The sequence below is a fragment of the Pseudomonas protegens genome, from assembly GCF_003732485.1.
GTDB lineage: Bacteria > Pseudomonadota > Gammaproteobacteria > Pseudomonadales > Pseudomonadaceae > Aquipseudomonas > Aquipseudomonas protegens_B.
In genome coordinates this window covers 25612-44929 of sequence record NZ_MOAK01000028.1, presented here as the reverse complement: position 1 = coordinate 44929, position 19318 = coordinate 25612, and the positions used below count along the sequence as shown (strand labels likewise).

The window sequence follows — 19318 nt, the reverse complement described above, 5'->3', positions numbered from 1 at the left end:
TCTAACCTGAGCAGCAGCTCACAAAGTGGCTGCTCTTATTTTTGAAGAAATGAGACAAGCAGGGGCATCCGGGCTGGTACCCGGACTATCAGCGTGATCCTAAGTGGCTTGTTTTGGTCGCTGCATTCGGACTTCTGCAAGCTTGCTCGGTGTCGTCGCCGGTGGTGTTCCCCTAACCGAGGGTGACCAAGCATGCAAGAAAGCGTGATGCAGCGCATGTGGAACAGCGCCTACCTATCCGGTAGTAACGCTGCCTATGTGGAAGAGCTCTACGAGCTCTACCTGCACGACCCTAACGCTGTGCCAGAAGAGTGGCGCACTTACTTTCAGAAGTTGCCTACCGACGGCAGCACTGCCATCGATGTTTCGCACTCGACAATCCGCGATCATTTCGTCTTGCTGGCAAAGAACCAGCGCCGCGCCCAACCGGTATCCGCCGGGAGCGTGAGCAGTGAGCACGAGAAGAAGCAAGTTGAAGTGCTGCGATTGATCCAGGCCTATCGGATGCGTGGCCACCAGGCAGCCCAGCTGGACCCGCTGGGGCTGTGGCAGCGTCCTGCACCTGCAGACCTGTCGATCAATCATTACGGCTTGACCAATGCCGATCTTGATACGACCTTCCGTGCCGGCGACCTGTTCATCGGCAAAGAGGAAGCGAGCCTACGCGAAATTCACGAAGCGTTGCAGCAGACATATTGCCGCACCATCGGCGCTGAATTCACGCACATCACCGATTCCGAGCAGCGTCAGTGGTTCCAGCAGCGTCTGGAAAGCGTACGCGGCCGTCCGACCTATTCCGCCGACATCAAGAGCCACCTGCTCGAGCGCGTCACCGCCGGCGAAGGCCTGGAAAAGTACCTGGGTACCAAATACCCGGGCACCAAGCGTTTCGGTCTGGAAGGCGGCGAGAGCCTGATTCCGATGCTCGACGAGCTGATCCAGCGTTCCGGTTCCTACGGCACCAAGGAAGTCGTGATCGGCATGGCCCACCGTGGCCGTCTCAACGTGCTGGTCAACACCTTCGGCAAGAACCCGCGCGAGCTGTTCGACGAGTTCGAAGGCAAGAAGAAGGTCGAGCTGGGTTCCGGTGACGTTAAGTATCACCAGGGCTTCTCGTCCAACGTGATGACCGCCGGCGGTGAAGTTCACCTGGCCATGGCGTTCAACCCGTCCCACCTGGAAATCGTTTCGCCAGTGGTCGAAGGTTCGGTGCGCGCCCGTCAGGATCGTCGCAATGACCAGACCGGCGACAAGGTTCTGCCGATCTCGATCCACGGTGACGCGGCATTTGCCGGTCAGGGCGTGGTGATGGAAACCTTCCAGATGTCCCAGACCCGCGGTTTCCGTACCGGCGGCACTGTGCACATCGTGATCAACAACCAGGTTGGTTTCACCATCAGCAACCCGCTGGACTCGCGCTCCACCGAGTACGCCACCGACGTTGCGAAAATGATCCAGGCGCCGATCCTCCATGTGAATGGCGATGATCCGGAAGCCGTGTTGTTCGTGACCCAGCTGGCCATCGACTACCGCATGCAGTACAAGCGCGACGTGGTAATCGACCTGGTCTGCTACCGTCGTCGCGGCCACAACGAGGCCGACGAGCCGAGCGGCACCCAGCCTCTGATGTATCAGCAGATCACCAAGCAGCGCACCACCCGTGAGCTGTATGCCGATCGTCTGACCCAGAGCGGTGTGCTCGACGCAGAGCGTGTTCAGGCGAAAGTCGATGAATACCGCAATGCGCTGGACAACGGTCTGCACGTAGTGAAGAGCCTGGTCAAGGAACCGAACAAAGAGTTGTTCGTGGACTGGCGTCCATATCTGGGCCACACCTGGACCGCGCGTCACGACACCACCTTCGACCTCAAGACTCTGCAGGAACTGTCCGCCAAGCTGCTGGAGCTGCCAGAAGGCTTCGTGGTTCAGCGTCAGGTCGCGAAGATCTACGAAGACCGTCAGAAAATGCAAGCCGGCGGCCTGCCGATCAACTGGGGTTACGCCGAAACCATGGCGTACGCGACCCTGGCGTTCGAAGGTCACCCGATCCGCATGACCGGCCAGGACATCGGCCGCGGCACCTTCTCGCACCGCCACGCGGTGTTGCACAACCAGAAGGACGCCGGTACCTACATCCCGCTGCAGCACCTGTACGAAGGCCAGCCACGTTTCGATCTGTACGATTCGTTCCTGTCCGAAGAAGCGGTACTGGCGTTCGAATACGGCTACTCCACCACCACGCCTAACGCGCTGGTGATCTGGGAAGCCCAGTTCGGCGACTTCGCCAACGGTGCACAGGTAGTGATCGACCAGTTCATCACCAGCGGCGAGCACAAGTGGGGCCGTCTCTGCGGTCTGACCATGCTGCTGCCACACGGTTATGAAGGTCAGGGCCCTGAGCACTCCTCGGCTCGTCTGGAGCGTTACCTGCAGCTGTGCGCCGAGCACAACATTCAGGTGTGCGTACCGACCACGCCGGCTCAGATCTACCACTTGCTGCGTCGCCAGGTGATTCGTCCGCTGCGCAAGCCGCTGGTCGTGCTGACACCGAAGTCGCTGCTGCGTCATAAACTGGCCATCTCGACCCTGGAAGATCTGGCGGAAGGTTCGTTCCAGACCGTTATTCCGGAAATCGATGCCCAGGATCCGAAAGACGTGGGTCGTATCGTTCTGTGTAGCGGCAAGGTCTACTACGACCTGTTGGAAAAGCGCCGTGCCGAAGGTCGTGACGACATCGCCATCGTGCGTATCGAGCAGCTGTATCCATTCCCTGAGGACGACCTGATCGAAGTCCTGGCTCCGTACAAAAACGTCAAACACATCGTTTGGTGTCAGGAAGAGCCGATGAACCAGGGTGCCTGGTACTGCAGCCAGCATCACATGCGTCGCATCATCAGCGGTCACAACAAGTCGCTCGTACTCGAGTACGCGGGCCGTGACGCTTCTGCTGCCCCAGCTTGTGGTTACGCATCGATGCACGCTGAGCAGCAGGAAAAACTGCTGCAAGATGCCTTCACTGTTTAACGCCTTCGCGCACCTGAAACCGAATTTAAGGAACCACAGATAATGGCTATTGAGATCAAAGCCCCCACTTTCCCGGAATCGGTTGCCGATGGCACCGTTGCCACCTGGCACAAACAACCGGGCGAGGCCGTCAAGCGCGACGAACTGATCGTCGACATCGAGACCGACAAGGTTGTGCTGGAAGTTCTGGCCACCGCTGACGGCGTACTGGGCGCTATCGTCAAGAACGAAGGCGACACCGTTCTGTCCGACGAAGTTCTGGGCTCCATCGTTGAGGGCGGCGCTGCTGCTCCTGCTGCCGCCGCCGCTCCGGCCGCTGCCGCTGCTGCCCCGGCTGCTGCCGACGGCGAAGACGATCCAATCGCTGCTCCTGCCGCGCGCAAGCTGGCTGAAGAGAACGGCATCAACATCGCTTCCGTTGCCGGCACCGGCAAAGGCGGTCGTGTGACCAAGGAAGACGTGGTGGCTGCTGTTGCCGCCAAGAAAGCCGCTCCGGCTGCCGCGCCTGCCAAGGCTCCGGCTCCAGCCGCTGCTGCTCCAGTCTTCGCTGCCGGCGATCGCGTCGAGAAGCGCGTACCTATGACCCGCCTGCGTGCCAAGGTTGCCGAGCGTCTGGTTGAAGCCCAGTCGAACATGGCCATGCTGACCACCTTCAACGAAGTCGACATGACCGAAGTCATGGCTCTGCGTTCGAAGTACAAGGACCTGTTCGAGAAGTCCCACAACGGCGTACGCCTGGGCTTCATGTCGTTCTTCGTCAAGGCCGCTACCGAAGCCCTGAAGCGCTTCCCGGCTGTGAACGCCTCGATCGACGGCTCCGACATCGTCTACCACGGCTACGCCGACATCGGTGTTGCGGTGTCCAGCGACCGTGGTCTGGTGGTTCCGGTTCTGCGTAACGCCGAGCTGATGAGCCTGGCTGAAATCGAAGGCGGCATCGCCACCTTCGGCAAGAAGGCCCGCGACGGCAAGCTGTCGATGGAAGAGATGACCGGTGGTACTTTCACCATCACCAACGGTGGTACTTTCGGTTCGATGATGTCGACCCCGATCGTCAACCCGCCGCAAGCAGCGATCCTGGGCATGCACAACATCCTGCAACGTCCTATGGCAATCAACGGTCAGGTGGTAATCCGTCCGATGATGTACCTGGCGCTGTCCTACGATCACCGTCTGATCGACGGTAAAGAAGCCGTGACGTTCCTGGTGACCATCAAGAACCTGCTGGAAGACCCAGCGCGTCTGCTCCTGGACATCTAAAAAGCAGTTGCAAGCTGCAGGCGACCCGCCTCGGGCCCTCAGGGCCGGAGGCTTAAGCTTGCGGCTGCAGCTTCTAGCTTGCCGTTAAAAGGAACCTTTTATGACTCAGAAATTCGACGTGGTAGTGATTGGTGCGGGCCCAGGCGGTTATGTCGCCGCAATCAAGGCCGCACAACTCGGTTTCACCACCGCTTGCATCGAGAAGTACACCGATAAAGAGGGCAAGCTGGCCCTCGGCGGTACTTGCCTGAACGTCGGTTGCATTCCTTCCAAGGCGCTGCTGGACAGCTCCTGGAAATTCCACGAAGCCCAGGACGGTTTTGCCATCCACGGTATCAACCACGCTGGCGTGACCATGGACGTACCGGCCATGGTGGGTCGCAAGGCCAACATCGTCAAAGGCCTGACCAGCGGTGTTGCCACCCTGTTCAAAGCCAACGGCGTCACCTCGATCCAAGGCCACGGCAAACTGCTGGCTGGCAAGAAAGTCGAAGTCACCAAGCCTGACGGTTCGGTTGAAGTGATCGAAGCCGAAAACGTGATCCTGGCTCCAGGTTCGCGTCCAATCGACATTCCACCGGCTCCCGTCGATCAGAATGTCATCGTCGACTCCACCGGCGCTCTGGAATTCCAGGCCGTACCAAAACGTCTGGGCGTGATCGGCGCTGGCGTGATCGGTCTGGAGCTGGGCTCGGTCTGGTCGCGCCTGGGCGCGCAAGTGACCGTCCTGGAAGCCCTGGACACCTTCCTGATGGCCGCTGATGCCGCTGTCTCCAAGGAAGCGCTGAAAACCCTGACCAAACAGGGTCTGGACATCAAGCTGGGCGCTCGCGTGACCGGCTCCAAGGTCAACGGCGAAGAAGTCGTAGTGACCTACACCGATGCCAACGGCGAACAGACCATCACTTTCGACAAGCTGATCGTAGCCGTTGGTCGCCGTCCGGTGACCACCGATCTGCTGGCCGCCGACTGCGGCGTGACCCTCGACGAGCGCGGTTTCGTGCACGTTGACGATCACTGCGCTACTACCGTACCGGGCGTCTATGCCATCGGTGACGTGGTGCGCGGCATGATGCTGGCTCACAAGGCCTCGGAAGAGGGCATCATGGTTGCCGAGCGCATCAAGGGCCACAAAGCCCAGATGAACTATGACCTGATCCCTTCGGTTATCTATACTCACCCGGAAATTGCATGGGTCGGTAAAACCGAGCAGGCCTTGAAAGCTGAAGGCGTTGAAGTTAACGTCGGCACCTTCCCGTTTGCCGCCAGCGGCCGTGCCATGGCAGCCAACGACACCGGCGGTTTCGTCAAAGTCATCGCCGATGCCAAGACTGACCGCGTATTGGGCGTCCACGTGATTGGCCCAAGCGCTGCGGAACTGGTTCAGCAAGGTGCGATCGGCATGGAATTCGGCACCAGCGCCGAAGACCTGGGCATGATGGTTTTCTCCCATCCGACCCTGTCCGAAGCCCTGCACGAAGCAGCTCTGGCTGTGAATGGCACTGCCATCCACATTGCCAACCGCAAGAAACGCTAAGCAATAATAAGAAACCACGGCGGTTGGCCCGTCGTGAGCCTTGTGCGCAAGACTCACCGCGGAATATCCGCTGGACTCGACCTCTCAGGGTAGCGCCACACACTGGACCGGGGCCCAGGCTCCAGGTTCAGGTGTGGCGCTGGTTTGAGAGGAGCGGTCACAGGTGGTGCGGCACTCAATCTTGAGCGCAGCGCCGAATGCGCAGTACCTAACGAAGACGGTAAAAAGCATGAATCTTCACGAGTATCAGGGTAAGCAGCTGTTCGCTGAATACGGCCTGCCAGTATCCAAAGGCTACGCGGTAGACACCCCGGAAGAAGCAGCAGAAGCTTGCGACAAAATCGGCGGCTCCGAGTGGGTTGTCAAAGCCCAGGTTCACGCCGGTGGTCGCGGTAAAGCGGGCGGCGTTAAGCTGGTTCGCAGCAAAGAAGACGCTAAGGCATTCGCTCAGCAGTGGTTGGGCAAGCGTCTGGTGACCTATCAGACTGATGCCAATGGCCAGCCTGTCACCAAGATCCTGGTTGAATCGTGCACTGATATCGCTAAAGAGCTGTACCTGGGCGCTGTCGTTGACCGTTCGAGCCGTCGTATCGTGTTCATGGCTTCCACCGAAGGTGGCGTGGACATCGAGAAAATCGCTCACGACACTCCAGAAAAAATTCTGAAAGCCACTATCGATCCACTGGTTGGCGCTCAGCCATTCCAGGGTCGCGAGCTGGCTTTCCAGCTGGGTCTGGAAGGCAAGCAAGTTGCCCAGTTCGCCAAGATCTTCGTTGGTCTGGCCAAACTGTTCCAGGATCACGATCTGGCCCTGCTGGAAGTGAACCCGCTGGTGATCAAGGCTGACGGCGATCTGCACTGCCTGGACGCCAAGATCAACATCGACGCCAACGCCATGTACCGTCAGCCTAAGCTGAAGACTTTCCACGATCCGTCGCAAGACGATCCGCGCGAAGCGCACGCTGCCAAGTTCGAACTGAACTACGTAGCCCTGGAAGGCAACATCGGCTGCATGGTCAACGGTGCCGGCCTGGCCATGGGTACCATGGACATCGTCAACCTGCACGGCGGCAAGCCAGCCAACTTCCTCGACGTGGGCGGCGGTGCGACCAAAGAGCGCGTGACCGAAGCCTTCAAGATCATCCTGTCCGACACCAACGTCGCTGCAGTACTGGTCAACATCTTCGGCGGCATCGTTCGCTGCGACATGATTGCCGAAGGCATCATCGGCGCCGTGAAAGAAGTCGGCGTGAAAATCCCGGTTGTTGTTCGCCTTGAAGGCAACAACGCTGAACTGGGCGCTAAAGTACTGGCAGAAAGCGGCTTGAACATCATCGCTGCTACCAGCCTGACCGACGCTGCTCAACAAGTTGTCAAAGCTGCGGAGGGCAAATAATGAGCGTCCTGATCAATAAAGACACCAAAGTTATCTGCCAGGGCATTACCGGTTCGCAAGGTAGTTTCCACACCCAGCAAGCCATCGAATACGGCACCAAGATGGTTGGCGGCGTAACTCCTGGCAAAGGCGGCACCGAGCACCTGGGTCTGCCGGTGTTCAACACCGTGAAAGACGCTGTAGCTGCCACTGGCGCCACCGCCAGCGTGATCTACGTTCCAGCTCCTTTCTGCAAGGACTCGATCCTGGAAGCTGCTTTCGGCGGCATCAAGCTGATCGTCTGCATCACCGAAGGCATTCCTACCCTGGACATGCTGGACGCTAAAGTTAAGTGCGACGAGCTGGGTGTTACCCTGATCGGCCCTAACTGCCCAGGCGTGATCACTCCAGGCGAATGCAAGATCGGCATCATGCCAGGTCACATTCACTTGCCAGGCAAGGTCGGTATCGTTTCCCGTTCCGGCACCCTGACTTACGAAGCTGTGAAGCAGACCACTGACGCCGGTTTCGGTCAGTCCACCTGCGTCGGCATCGGTGGTGACCCGATCCCGGGCTCCAACTTCATCGACATCCTGAAGCTGTTCCAGGAAGACCCGAAGACCGAAGCGATCGTGATGATCGGCGAGATCGGCGGTTCGGCTGAAGAAGAAGCGGCTGCCTACATCAAGGCTCACGTGACCAAGCCGGTTGTTTCCTACATCGCTGGTGTGACTGCTCCTCCGGGCAAGCGCATGGGCCATGCTGGCGCAATCATCTCTGGCGGCAAAGGCACTGCAGACGAGAAATTCGCTGCTCTGCAAGACGCAGGCGTGAAAACCGTGCGTTCGCTGGCAGACATCGGCAAGGCCCTGGCCGAGCTGACCGGTTGGGCTGTCAAGTAAGCCTCGCGCTTAGCTGACGCAAAACCAGCAAAGGCCACCTTCGGGTGGCCTTTGTGCTTTCTGGTGCAGGAGACGGCTTGCGGGCGAAGAGGCCTTCAGGTCCGATGCTGACCTGGGGGAGAGCTGCGCTGGCAAGCCAGCTCCTACACAAGCCAGCTCCTGCACAAGCTGGTCTCCGCGATTGGGTTCCCAGCATGCTGGCTGTTGTGCGGGGTGGGATTAAGTCCGGTGGAAATATTATTTCGAAAATGCGACATCCCAATGTCGCATATCAGAAAATTCTTACTGCGTCGGTGCGTTCGTCTTGCAGATTCGGTAGGCTAGCCGCCTCTTTTTGCGTCTGCTGCCCACAAGGTAGCTGCGCGCTAAACGGGTCAGTCTTATACAGATTGACAGCATTTCCCTCACCCATAAGGGAAATCCCTCTCTAAATTCCGATTCAGTAGTGTGGTATTTCCTTAATGAAAGTGTTGAAAGGCCAGGACATTCTGGCACTCGGCTTCATGACTTTTGCCCTGTTTGTCGGGGCTGGCAACATCATCTTCCCGCCTATCGTCGGTTTGCAGTCCGGACCCCATGTCTGGATGGCGGCGCTGGGCTTCCTGATCACCGCGGTCGGTCTGCCGGTGATCACTGTGGTTGCCCTGGCCAAGGTCGGTGGCGCCATGGACGCACTGAGCACGCCTATCGGCAAGGTGGCCGGCGGCCTGCTGGCCGCGGTCTGCTACCTGGCTGTAGGCCCACTGTTCGCTACGCCGCGTACCGCCACTGTGTCCTTTGAAGTGGGCCTGGCGCCGCTGACCGGCGAAAGCCCGCTGGCGCTGTTCCTCTACAGCTCGGTGTACTTCCTGCTGGTGTTCTTCATCTCCCTGTACCCGGGCCGCCTGCTGGACACCGTCGGGCGCTTCCTGGCACCGCTGAAGATCATCGCCCTGGCTGTGTTGGGTATTGCCGCCTTTGCTCTGCCGGCCGGCGACATCGGCACCGCCACTCCCGAGTACGTTGCAGCGCCGTTCTCTCAAGGCTTTATCAATGGTTACCTGACCATGGATACCCTGGGCGCCCTGGTGTTCGGCATCGTCATCGTCAATGCCATTCGTTCCCGTGGGGTCGAGTCGCCCAGGCTGATCACTCGCTACGCAGTGATCGCCGGCCTGATCGCCGGCGTTGGCCTGGCGCTGGTCTACGTCAGCCTGTTCCGCCTGGGCTCGGGCAGCCATGAAGTGGCCGCCGGCGCCAGCAATGGCGCCGCGGTATTGCACGCCTATGTGCAGCACACTTTCGGTTCCCTGGGCAGCGGTTTCCTTGCGGTGCTGATCTCTTTGGCCTGTCTGGTGACTGCCGTGGGCCTGACTTGTGCCTGCGCCGAGTACTTCAGCCGCGTCCTGCCGCTGTCCTACAAGACTCTGGTAGTGATCCTCGCGGCATTTTCGCTGCTGGTATCGAACCTGGGCCTGACCAAGCTGATCGCTTTCTCGATCCCGGTACTGACCGCGATTTACCCACCGTGCATTGCCCTGGTGGCCCTGAGCTTCTGCAAGGACTTCTGGCAGGACCAGCGCCGTATCGTCGGCCCGGTGATGCTGGTGTCCTTCGTGTTTGGCCTGATCGATGCTCTCAAGGGCGCAGGCTTGGCCGGCTGGATGCCAACCGAGCTGTCGCACCTGCCGCTGAGCGAGCAGGGCTTGGCGTGGCTGGTGCCGTCGGTGATCGTGCTGGTGGTTGCGGTGATCTGCGATCGCCTGCTGGGCAAGCGCAGCGAAGCCCTGGCCTGACCCGAGACCGATGTTCGGGGGCGCCACAAGCGGCCCTTGAGCACCCATGAAAATGCCCCGCATCGATGGATGTGGGGCATTTTTTATGGGCGCGGGTCGGTGTCTTTTTCCTCGGTGGGGCGTCGAAGCAGTGCCCTTTGCTTTTGTCTTCTGCCAACGCCTTACAGGAATTTGCATGTCGTTCGTCCAAGCCAATCTGATCCATCTGCTGGCCGCCCTGTGGTTCGTCGTCTGCTGGGGTGGCTACACTCGCTATGCCAGCTGGAAGGGCCGCGATACCGCCTGCCTGGCCAGTGTCCTGCACCTGTATCGCGAGGACTGGATGCGCCGCATGCTGCTGCGGGACAACCGTATCGCCGACGCCAGCGTGATCGGCAACCTGGAGCGCAACGCTTCGTTCTTCGCCTCCAGTACCCTGATCATCCTGGCGGGCATCCTCACCGTGCTCGGGGCCTCGGAGCGCGCGGTGTCGCTGTTGGCGGACATTCCGATGGTCCAGCAGGCCTCCCAGGGCATGTCGGAGATCAAGTTACTGTGCCTGGCGCTGGTGTTCGTCTATGCCTTCTTCACCTTCAGCTGGTGCATGCGCCAATACAACTTCGCCGCGGTGCTGGTGGGATCGGCGCCGATGATCGGCGAGCGACATGTCTCCGAACAGGAGCGCAAGGCGTTTGCTTCGCGGGCAGCCCGGGTGATTTCCATGGCGGCCAACCAGTTCAACTTTGGATTGCGTTCCTATTACTTCGGCATGACCATGCTGGCCTGGTTCGTCAGTCCCTGGCTGTTCATGCTAATGAGTGCAGGCGTGGTATTTGTCCTGTATCGGCGGGAGTTTCACTCCGACGTACTTGACGTCATGGTCTATACCCCGACTGAACAGCCTTTGTCCGATAGCCCCAAAGACGCAGTCTGAGGGGGGAGGGCTTATCGATTGATCTGTTGTCCGGTTAAACGGAGTTGGCCAATGAGCAATCTGCGTGCCCTGATGTGCCTGTGCTTTTCTTTCATGTTGCTGTCGGGCTGCCGGGTGCAAACCCTGTATCTGAATGGCGACGCGCGGGGGCAGGTGGTGGATGCATTGAGCGGTATCCCGATCGTCGGGGCCAGAGGTGCCTTGTGTGGGGTGGAGTTCCTGACAGGCGAGGATGGACGCTTCAAGGTCGAGCAAGCAACCGACTGGGAGCTGGTGATGGTGCTGGCCGGCCGCGGGCCTCAGGACACCCCGCACCCTTGCTACATGAGTATCACCGCGGCCGATTACCAGGCTCGCCAATGGTTGGCGCCTTTTAGCGCCCACTATGACTTTCCCATCAGGCTGTTGCCCGCATCCAGTTCCTTGCACTATGCGTTGGAGTCTTCAGACAATGGAGTGGCGGGATACCCGTTGCAGGCAGAGCCGCGTCAGGGCGAGTTGTTCCTGGAATCAGGGTATTGAGCTTCAGGACTTAGTTACATGTTCGACAACTAAGCACGGTTGTATTGAGCCGCTGTTTTGCGGACAAGAAAAAGCCCGCACTTGGCGGGCTTTTTTGTGTTGCGCTAAAACCGACTTAGTTGGTTTTAGGGGCTGCTTCCTTGGCGCTTTCTTCAGCAGCGGCCTTGTTGGATTCAGCCTGATCTTTGGCGGCTTCGGCGTTTTCTTTCGCTGCCTCGTTCACTTTATCCTGAGCTTCGTTCATTTTCTGTTGAGCTTGCTCAGCATGTTGGTTGGCATCTTGAGCTTTGTCCTCGGATTTTTTGTCGCAGGCAGCCAGACCGAGGGAAGCGGTCAGCATCAGGGCAATAGCTAAAGTCTTACGCATGGGGTGTTTCTCCTTAGTGAAGATATCTACTGGCCTTTCGATCATGGCCTTGTGATTTAAGTTCCTTGAGACTCACAGATATATTAAGTATTCGTTTCACGGAACTTTTGTCTGCTTCATTCAATGCACATTCCTGACAATAACAAGAGGCATAAGCCATGGTGCAGAACCCAATTTTCGAGCGTGCGACGCGCTTTCTTTCCGCTCTGCGCCACTGTCAGGTGCTGGATATCAGGGTGCATAGCGCCTCTGTGGAAGGCATGACTCTGACCTTGCCCTATAGCCCGCAGATTGTCGGTGACCCGCAAACCGGGATCATTCATGGCGGTGCCCTGACCACGTTGATGGACAGCGCCTGTGGCATGGCCACCCTGTGCGTGCTGCCTGAGTTCGAGGTGTGTCCGACCCTGGACCTGCGCATAGACTATATGCATCCGGCGATGCCTCATCACGACGTGCACGGCTTTGCCCAGTGTTACCGGGTCACCACTGACGTGATTTTTACCCGTGGCTTTGCCTATCAGGATGATCCCGAACGCCCCGTGGCTCACGTGGTCGGCACCTTCATGCGCATGGGCAAGGGGCTCAAGGGTAGTCGCGGGCTCGCCAGTTCCATCAAGGGAGAGCGGGCATGAGCGTGAGTCTTCCAGCGTTATTGGAGCAGGCTCGCCAGCAGAGCGATTACACCGCGTTGCTGGAGCAGATTCCCTACGCCAGATTGATCGGCATCGAGTGCACGCCACTGGGGGATGAGTTGCTGTTTCGCCTGCCGGCCAATAAGGACAATATCGGCAACCCCCTGCTGCCGGCCCTGCATGGTGGGGTGATCGCCGGTTTCATGGAGCTGGCGGCAGCCTTGCATTTGCTGATTCTCACCGGTTCGCCCGGCGTGCCGAAGATCATCGATTTTTCCCTGGACTACCTGCGTGCCGGACAGTTTCGTGACACCTTCGCTCGCTGCCAGGTATGTCGGCAGGGGAGGAGGGTGGCCAACGTCGCCATCACGGCCTGGCAGAGCACCGCCGACGAGCCAATTGCGACCGCCCGGGCACATTTCAAGATCGAAGAGAGTCTCGCCCCTTGAAATCCTGCGAGCGACCCCCACTTTCATGTCATCCCGCCGCCCTCCGCTTCCGGAACGCGGCCACAGCCATCTGATTGGAGTTTGATGACCATGAGTGTGGAAACTCAAAAGGAAACCCTGGGCTTCCAGACCGAGGTGAAGCAACTGCTGCACCTCATGATCCATTCGCTGTATTCCAACAAGGAAATCTTCCTTCGCGAATTGATCTCGAACGCCTCTGACGCCGTCGACAAATTGCGCTTCGAAGCCCTGTCCAAGCCCGAGTTGCTGGAAGGTGGCGCCGAACTGAAAATCCGTGTGAGCTTCGACAAGGACGCGAAAACCGTCACCCTCGAAGACAACGGTATCGGCATGAGCCGTGAAGATGTGATCACCCACCTGGGGACCATCGCCAAGTCCGGCACTGCCGATTTCATGAAGAACCTCACCGGCGACCAGAAGAAGGACTCGCACCTGATCGGTCAGTTCGGCGTGGGTTTCTACTCCGCGTTCATCGTCGCCGACCAGGTTGAAGTGTTCAGCCGTCGTGCCGGTCTGCCCGCCAGCGAAGGCGTGCACTGGTCGTCCAAGGGCGAGGGCGAGTTCGAAGTTGCGACCATCGACAAGGCCGAGCGCGGTACCCGCATCGTGCTGCACCTGAAGTCCGGTGAAGACGAGTTCGCCGATGGCTGGCGCCTGCGCAACATCATCAAGAAGTATTCCGACCACATCGCGCTGCCGATCGAGCTGCCCAAAGAAGCCGCTGCCGCTGAAGGCGAAGAGAAACCGGCGCTGGAGTGGGAAACCGTCAACCGCGCCAGTGCGCTGTGGACCCGTCCGCGTACCGAGATCAAGGACGAGGAATACCAGGAGTTCTACAAGCACATCGCCCATGACTTCGAGAACCCGCTGAGCTGGAGCCACAACAAGGTCGAAGGCAAGCTGGAGTACAGTTCGCTGCTGTACGTACCGGCCCGCGCACCGTTCGACCTGTACCAGCGTGAAGCGCCAAAGGGGCTCAAGCTCTACGTGCAGCGCGTATTCGTCATGGACCAGGCCGAGTCATTCCTGCCGCTGTACCTGCGCTTCATCAAGGGCGTGGTGGACTCCAACGACCTGTCGCTGAACGTCTCGCGGGAAATCCTGCAGAAAGATCCGATCATCGATTCGATGAAGTCGGCACTGACCAAGCGCGTGCTGGACATGCTGGAAAAACTGGCGAAGAACGAGCCTGAGCAATACAAGGGCTTCTGGAAGAACTTCGGCCAGGTGATGAAGGAAGGCCCGGCCGAAGACTTCGCCAACAAGGAGAAGATTGCCGGCCTGCTGCGCTTCGCTTCCACACAGGGCGACGACGGCGAGCAGAACGTGTCCCTGGCCGACTACCTGGCCCGCGCCAAGGAAGGTCAGGACAAGATCTACTTCCTCACCGGCGAGTCCTACGCCCAGGTGAAGAACAGCCCGCATCTGGAAGTCTTCCGCAAGAAAGGCATCGAAGTGCTGCTGCTCACCGACCGTATCGACGAGTGGCTGATGAGCTACCTCAACGAATTCGACGGCAAGAGCTTTGTCGACGTGGCGCGTGGTGACCTGGACCTGGGCAACCTGGACTCGGAAGAGGACAAGAAGGCTGCCGAGGAAGTCGCCAAGACCAAGGAGGGCCTGGTGGAGCGGATCAAGACCGCCCTGGGCGAGAGCGTCAGTGAAGTGCGGGTTTCCCACCGCCTGACCGATTCGCCGGCGATCCTGGCCATCGGCGAGCAGGACCTGGGGCTGCAAATGCGCCAGATCCTTGAAGCCAGCGGGCAGAAGGTTCCGGATTCCAAGCCGATCTTCGAATTCAACCCGACTCACCCGCTGATCGAGAAACTCGACGGCGAGCAGAGCGAAGAGCGTTTTGGCGACCTGTCGCACATCCTCTTCGATCAGGCGGCCCTGGCGGCCGGTGACAGCTTGAAAGACCCGGCGGCCTATGTGCGCCGACTGAACAAGCTGCTGGTTGAACTGTCGGTTTAACCACGTTGCAAGAAAAACCCGCTTCGGCGGGTTTTTTCATTCTGGTGTCCCCCTACTGGAGAAGATGCGTCATGAGTCAAATCACAGTGCGTTCCGTGCTCTATCAGATCGATGGTCAGCCCTATGAAGGTCGACTGGCCTTCGATGCCGCCCACCAGGGCGCTCGCCCTGGGTTGCTGATGGCGCCGAACTGGATGGGTGTCAGCGCCGGCGCGGAGAAGATCGCCGAGGCGGTGGCGGCCAAGGGCTACGTGGTACTGATCGCTGATCTGTATGGGCAGGCGGTACGTCCCAGTGACGCCAACCAGGCCGGTGCAGCGATGATGCCTCTCAAGGATGACCGGGCGTTGTTGCGCAAGCGCATGCAAGCGGCGTTCAGCGCCTTGCAGAGCCAGACCGAGGCTGCCGTGGACAGCTCGAAGCTGGCCACCTTCGGTTTCTGCTTTGGCGGCTGCTGCGCCCTGGAGCTGGCCCGCAGTGGCGCGCCAGTGAAGGCGGCGGTGTCGTTCCACGGCACCCTGGACACCCCCAACCCTTGCGATGCGAACAATATCAAGGGTTCGGTACTGGTACTGCACGGTGCGGCGGACCCGTTCGTGGCCAAGGAGCAACTGCCGGCCTTCGAGGCGGAAATGGATGCGGCGGGTGTGGACTGGCAACTGGTCAGCTATGGCGGTGCGGTGCATTCCTTCACCGATACCCACGCCAATGTGCCGGGCAAGATGATGTACGACGCCAAGACCGCGGCGCGGGCCTTCGCCACCATGCATTACCTGCTGGACGAAGTCTTTAGCGGCTGACCCACCGACCCTGATCCCGTAGGAGCTGGCTTGCCAGCGAAGGCGTCAGTGAGAGCAACGCCAGACTCACGGGCCTGTTCGCCGGCAAACCGGCCCCTACCGATCAGTGGCGGGCGGGTGGCAATTCGATACGCTCGCTTTCTCCCGGCACCTGCGGCCAATCCCCGGCCGCCCAGCGTTGGCGCGCCTCCTCGATACGCGCCGGATCGCTGGCGACGAAGTTCCAGTTGATCCGCCGCGGTCCGTCCAGGGGCGCGCCGCCGATCAGCACTGCGTGGCAGTCGCTCTCGGCGAACAGCGTGGCGTTTTCCCCCTCTGGCAATACCACCAGCGAGTGCACGGGTAATGGCTCGCCGTCCAGTCGTGCCTCGCCCTCCAGTACATACAGCGCACGCTGTTGATGCTCGGTGGGAATCAGCAGGCTGGTGGCGGTCTGCAGCCGCAGCTCTGCATACAGGGTGGGGGAGAGCACCGGCACCGGCGACTCCAGGCAGAAACCGCTGCCGGCAATCATCCGAATGCTCACCCCCAGGTTGTCGCTCACCGGCAGGCTGCTGGCCGGATGATGGCTGTAATGCCCCGGGCCTTGTTCCTGCTCCTTGGGTGAGGCCAGCCAGACCTGCAGGCCGTGCATGGCGAAACCCTGGGCCAGCAAGGGCGCTGGCGTGCGTTCGACATGGGCGATGGCGCTGCCGGCGGTCATCCAGCTGACGTCCCCGGCGTCCACGACCTGGTCGGAGCCCAGGCTGTCCTTGTGCTGGATCTGCCCGGCGAACAGGTAGGTCAGGGTGGACAGGCCGATATGCGGATGCTGGCGGATATTCATGCCCTTGCCCGGCGGGTAGCGGGTTTCCAGCATATGGTCGAAGAACACGAAGGGCCCGACGCTGCGGCACTGGGCCGAAGGCAGGGGGCGCAGGATGGGCTGGCCTTCAACGTCCTCGGCACGGGGCCGGATCACGAGGGGGGAGTTCATGGTGGATTCCAGGCTGATCGGGTTATGCCCGGGAGCATAACCCGCTTGTGCCAGCCTTGGCGCTATTGGCTGAAGGCGCCTTCGGAGAGATGAGTCTCGATACTGACTTCGCTGGTGGTCATCAGTTTGTGGATCGGGCAACGGTCGGCCACCCGATGCAGTTCATCACGCTGGGCATCGGTGAGCACGCCCTTGAGGGTCAGCTTCACATGCAGGGCGTACTTGCCTTTCTGCTCTTCGCTGTTGTCGTGCTTGATCTCCACCGTGACTCCGGTCAGCGGGATGTCCTTCTTCTGCGCGTAGAGCTTGAGGGTCAGGGCCTTGCAGGCGCCCAGGGCGGCATCGAAGTAATCGTGGGGCTCGGGGGCGGTGCCTTCGCCACCGGCGGACTTGGGCAGGTCGGTGAACAACTGATGGTCATCGACCTGGATGCTGTGGCGGAAACCTTCGCTGGACTCGGTGTTGACGGTGATGGTCATGGCAAACCTCAGGCAGTGATGAATAAGGATCAGGCTGTAAAGGTGCTGAAGTTATAGAGCATATCGAGGCGCGGGCGTTCCCCTTTTCTGAACCTGCGGCTCGGCGTCGCGGTCTATCCTGCTTCGAACCCTGGGAGGCAAACCGGTGCACTGGAGTCATTTTCACGCAAGCGGTCTATGGGCGCTGCTGATGCTGCCGCTGGCGGTGGCCCAGGCGCGGGACTATGTGTACAGCGACGCGCACCTGCATTACGTGGACTTCTTCCAGGAGTCCGCGGGCATGGACGCCTTGCTCAAGGCGATGGCCGACAACCGCATCGAACAGGTCATGATTTCCGGAATTCCGGTGGCCAAGAAATGGCACGAGGATGAACCCAAGCGTCCACGCTATTACGCCGGTGATGATGCTGATGCCTATTGGTACAGCGCCACCGACGTGCTGGTGGCGGCTGCGGTGAAGCAACTGTCCCCTGAGCAGCGCCAGCGTTTTCATCCCTTCCTGTCCGGCTTCAATCCCAATGACAAGAACTCTGCGGCGCATATCCAACGCATGCTCGACCTTGATCCGGGCCTGTGGCAGGGCATCGGTGAGGTCTTCACCCGCCATGACGACCTCACGGCCTTGACTGCCGGTGATACGCCACGGGCCAATAACGAGGCGATGACCAAGATCTATCACCTGGCGGCGGAAAACGATCTCCCGGTCATGCTGCATTCCAACATCACCTCCAAGCGCGAACGCAACCCGCTGTACCTGGCAGAAATCGAAGAGCCGCTGCGCAATCACCCCCATACGCGCTTTATCTGGGCCCATGCCGGCACCAGCGCCGAGATCCATCGTCACCAGACCCGCCTGGAGTTCTTGCTGCCGACCCTGACGCGGCTGCTGGACAGCTACCCGAACCTTTACATAGACCTGTCCTGGAGCCTGCTCACGCCCTATCTGCTGGATGAGCAGGGCAAGCCCCGCCAGGAGTGGCTGCAGCTGGTGGAGCGCTTCCCGGAGCGTTTCATGCTGGGGTCGGATGTGGTGGGACGGTTCAACAAGCTGGGGCGGGAGCTGCACAGCTTCGATGTCTTCCTCGATGCCTTGCCCGAGGATGTGGCGCGTCAGGTGGCCCATGACAACTTCCTCGCGATCCTCCCCGCCCGCCACCGCAGGTAGGCGCCTCGCCCAGGCCACAGACTGTCATCAGCCTGTCACGCCTGCTTCATAAGCTCGCGCCATCTCAATCAAGGAGCGCGATATGCACTTCACTCGTACCGGCGCCCTGGCGGCGCTGATGATTTTCAGTGGCCTGGCCAGTGCCGAAGTTCATCTGCAAGGCCCTGTGGAATATGGCCTGTTCGAAGGGCCCAAGGCCGAGCTGCAGTCGGGGGAGCGGGTGCTGCGCCGCAGCAACGAGAAGATCCAGCAGACTTCCGTGGTGCCCGCCAAGCTGGGGACCAAGTTCGGCATGCGCTACCAATTGCAGGGCAAGGTGGCCGAGGACCAGCCCCTGACTCTGCTCTACCTGACTCCGGGTATCCGTACCCCGGACGGTGCGCGCCATGACAAGTTCGAGATCACCCAGAAGCTGGTGCCCAATGCGCCTCAGGATGTGATGGCCTACGAATTCACGGAGAGCCACGAAGTAGTGCCCGGCGAATGGCACTTCATGGTCTTCCAGGGTGACCGATTGTTGGCAGAACAGCGATTTTCTGTGCGCTGAATCGTTTTACGCCCAAGTATTGGAGTGCTAGGGCGTTTTGATATCACGTTTTTGTCTTACGCAATTTTCCAACGGCCCGATACCGTCTAAGAGCACCCTGCTGCAAGGTCTTGCAGCGCTCTAGGAAGGAGCCAGAGGAATGAGCCTCAGAAGCCTCAATATCGCACCGCGCGCAAGCCTGGGTTTCGGCTTGCTGGCGCTGATGGTGTTTGCCCTCGGGGCATTCGCCCTGATGCAGATGGCCAATATGCGCCAGCAGTCCGATGAAGTGGAAAGCAATTGGCTGCCCAGCGTCATGTCCGTCGGTGACATGAGTCAGGACCTGTTACGCATTCGCGCCCTGACCCTGCGTCTGCTGATCAATCGCGACCCGCAGGCGATTGCCCAGAACGAAAACAAGATCAACGACATCAAGAGTGGCCTGAGTGTTGCCCAGGGGCGCTATGAGTCGTTGATCGTGCTGCCCCAGGAGCGGGTCCTGTTCGACCGTTTCAAGGCCATTGAGAAACAGTACCTGCAGCGCCAGGCCCAGGTCATGGCCTTTTCCAGCCAGAACCAGCTGGAAGAGGCGGTCAAGATGGTCAATGGCGAAATGAA

The 19318-nt window shown here is 59.9% G+C and carries 18 protein-coding genes; 15 read left to right on the top strand and 3 right to left on the bottom strand.

The genetic code is table 11. The annotated features are described in order from the left end of the window. The first annotated feature begins 192 nt into the window (after window positions 1–192). The 8 genes from BLX41_RS03840 (at window position 193) to BLX41_RS03805 (ending at window position 11308) form a co-directional block, all read left to right on the top strand. Window positions 193–3024, top strand: a complete 2832-nt coding sequence (locus BLX41_RS03840) for a 2-oxoglutarate dehydrogenase E1 component (protein WP_123723844.1) — start codon at window positions 193–195, stop codon at window positions 3022–3024. Between the two features lie 42 nt (window positions 3025–3066). Then, window positions 3067–4284 (top strand): 2-oxoglutarate dehydrogenase complex dihydrolipoyllysine-residue succinyltransferase, encoded by a 1218-nt coding sequence (gene odhB / locus BLX41_RS03835; protein ID WP_123723843.1) that lies wholly within the window; start codon window positions 3067–3069, stop codon window positions 4282–4284. A gap of 100 nt (window positions 4285–4384) precedes the next feature. After that, the gene (gene lpdA, locus BLX41_RS03830; protein WP_123723842.1) at window positions 4385–5821 is read left to right on the top strand and encodes a dihydrolipoyl dehydrogenase; all 1437 of its coding nucleotides are present in this window, start codon (window positions 4385–4387) and stop codon (window positions 5819–5821) included. Between the two features lie 229 nt (window positions 5822–6050). After that, a complete protein-coding gene (gene sucC, locus BLX41_RS03825; RefSeq protein ID WP_009047768.1) occupies window positions 6051–7217 on the top strand; it encodes an ADP-forming succinate--CoA ligase subunit beta in 1167 nt (388 codons plus the stop codon). Continuing rightward, complete coding sequence (gene sucD / locus BLX41_RS03820) at window positions 7217–8098, top strand: succinate--CoA ligase subunit alpha (RefSeq protein ID WP_003223019.1); 882 nt, start codon at window positions 7217–7219, stop codon at window positions 8096–8098. Before sucC ends, sucD begins: the two co-directional genes overlap by 1 nt. 461 nt (window positions 8099–8559) lie before the next feature. After that, a complete protein-coding gene (gene brnQ, locus BLX41_RS03815) occupies window positions 8560–9873 on the top strand; it encodes a branched-chain amino acid transport system II carrier protein (RefSeq protein WP_123723841.1) in 1314 nt (437 codons plus the stop codon). Between the two features lie 175 nt (window positions 9874–10048). Beyond that, the gene (locus BLX41_RS03810; protein WP_123723840.1) at window positions 10049–10786 is read left to right on the top strand and encodes a DUF599 domain-containing protein; all 738 of its coding nucleotides are present in this window, start codon (window positions 10049–10051) and stop codon (window positions 10784–10786) included. A gap of 51 nt (window positions 10787–10837) precedes the next feature. Then, the gene (locus BLX41_RS03805) at window positions 10838–11308 is read left to right on the top strand and encodes a hypothetical protein (RefSeq protein WP_123723839.1); all 471 of its coding nucleotides are present in this window, start codon (window positions 10838–10840) and stop codon (window positions 11306–11308) included. Between the two features lie 115 nt (window positions 11309–11423). Here the strand turns inward: BLX41_RS03805 and BLX41_RS03800 are convergent, their stop codons facing one another. Then, a complete protein-coding gene (locus BLX41_RS03800) occupies window positions 11424–11675 on the bottom strand; it encodes a hypothetical protein (RefSeq protein WP_016968094.1) in 252 nt (83 codons plus the stop codon). Between the two features lie 158 nt (window positions 11676–11833). Between BLX41_RS03800 and BLX41_RS03795 the strand changes: the two genes are divergently transcribed. From BLX41_RS03795 to BLX41_RS03780, 4 genes are all read left to right on the top strand, one after another. Next, window positions 11834–12310, top strand: coding sequence for a PaaI family thioesterase (locus tag BLX41_RS03795; RefSeq protein ID WP_123723838.1), 477 nt, complete (start codon window positions 11834–11836; stop codon window positions 12308–12310). Beyond that, complete coding sequence (locus BLX41_RS03790) at window positions 12307–12759, top strand: PaaI family thioesterase (protein WP_123723837.1); 453 nt, start codon at window positions 12307–12309, stop codon at window positions 12757–12759. The genes BLX41_RS03795 and BLX41_RS03790 overlap by 4 nt, the downstream gene beginning before the upstream one ends. Window positions 12760–12849: 90 nt before the next feature. Beyond that, the gene (gene htpG / locus BLX41_RS03785; protein ID WP_011060059.1) at window positions 12850–14754 is read left to right on the top strand and encodes a molecular chaperone HtpG; all 1905 of its coding nucleotides are present in this window, start codon (window positions 12850–12852) and stop codon (window positions 14752–14754) included. Between the two features lie 71 nt (window positions 14755–14825). Beyond that, complete coding sequence (locus BLX41_RS03780; RefSeq protein WP_123723836.1) at window positions 14826–15554, top strand: dienelactone hydrolase family protein; 729 nt, start codon at window positions 14826–14828, stop codon at window positions 15552–15554. 103 nt (window positions 15555–15657) lie between these two features. Here the strand turns inward: BLX41_RS03780 and BLX41_RS03775 are convergent, their stop codons facing one another. Together BLX41_RS03775 and BLX41_RS03770 are read right to left on the bottom strand one after the other, a co-directional pair. Further along, window positions 15658–16530 (bottom strand): pirin family protein, encoded by an 873-nt coding sequence (locus BLX41_RS03775; RefSeq protein ID WP_123723835.1) that lies wholly within the window; start codon window positions 16528–16530, stop codon window positions 15658–15660. 62 nt (window positions 16531–16592) lie between these two features. Beyond that, window positions 16593–17009 carry an OsmC family protein gene (locus BLX41_RS03770; protein ID WP_123723834.1) on the bottom strand — a complete coding sequence of 139 codons (417 nt, stop codon included), beginning with the start codon at window positions 17007–17009 and terminating at the stop codon, window positions 16593–16595. 190 nt (window positions 17010–17199) lie between these two features. On the opposite strand from BLX41_RS03770, the gene BLX41_RS03765 reads away from it, so the two are divergent. The 3 genes from BLX41_RS03765 to BLX41_RS34335 form a co-directional block, all read left to right on the top strand. Further along, on the top strand, window positions 17200–18174 hold the full coding sequence (locus tag BLX41_RS03765; protein ID WP_123723833.1) for an amidohydrolase family protein: 975 nt from the start codon (window positions 17200–17202) through the stop codon (window positions 18172–18174). An 82-nt stretch (window positions 18175–18256) separates the two neighbouring features. Beyond that, the gene (locus BLX41_RS03760) at window positions 18257–18721 is read left to right on the top strand and encodes a DUF3859 domain-containing protein (RefSeq protein ID WP_123723832.1); all 465 of its coding nucleotides are present in this window, start codon (window positions 18257–18259) and stop codon (window positions 18719–18721) included. A 139-nt stretch (window positions 18722–18860) separates the two neighbouring features. Then, window positions 18861–19318 (top strand): MCP four helix bundle domain-containing protein (locus BLX41_RS34335; RefSeq protein ID WP_259744388.1); only part of this gene is annotated, 458 nt, incomplete at its 3' end.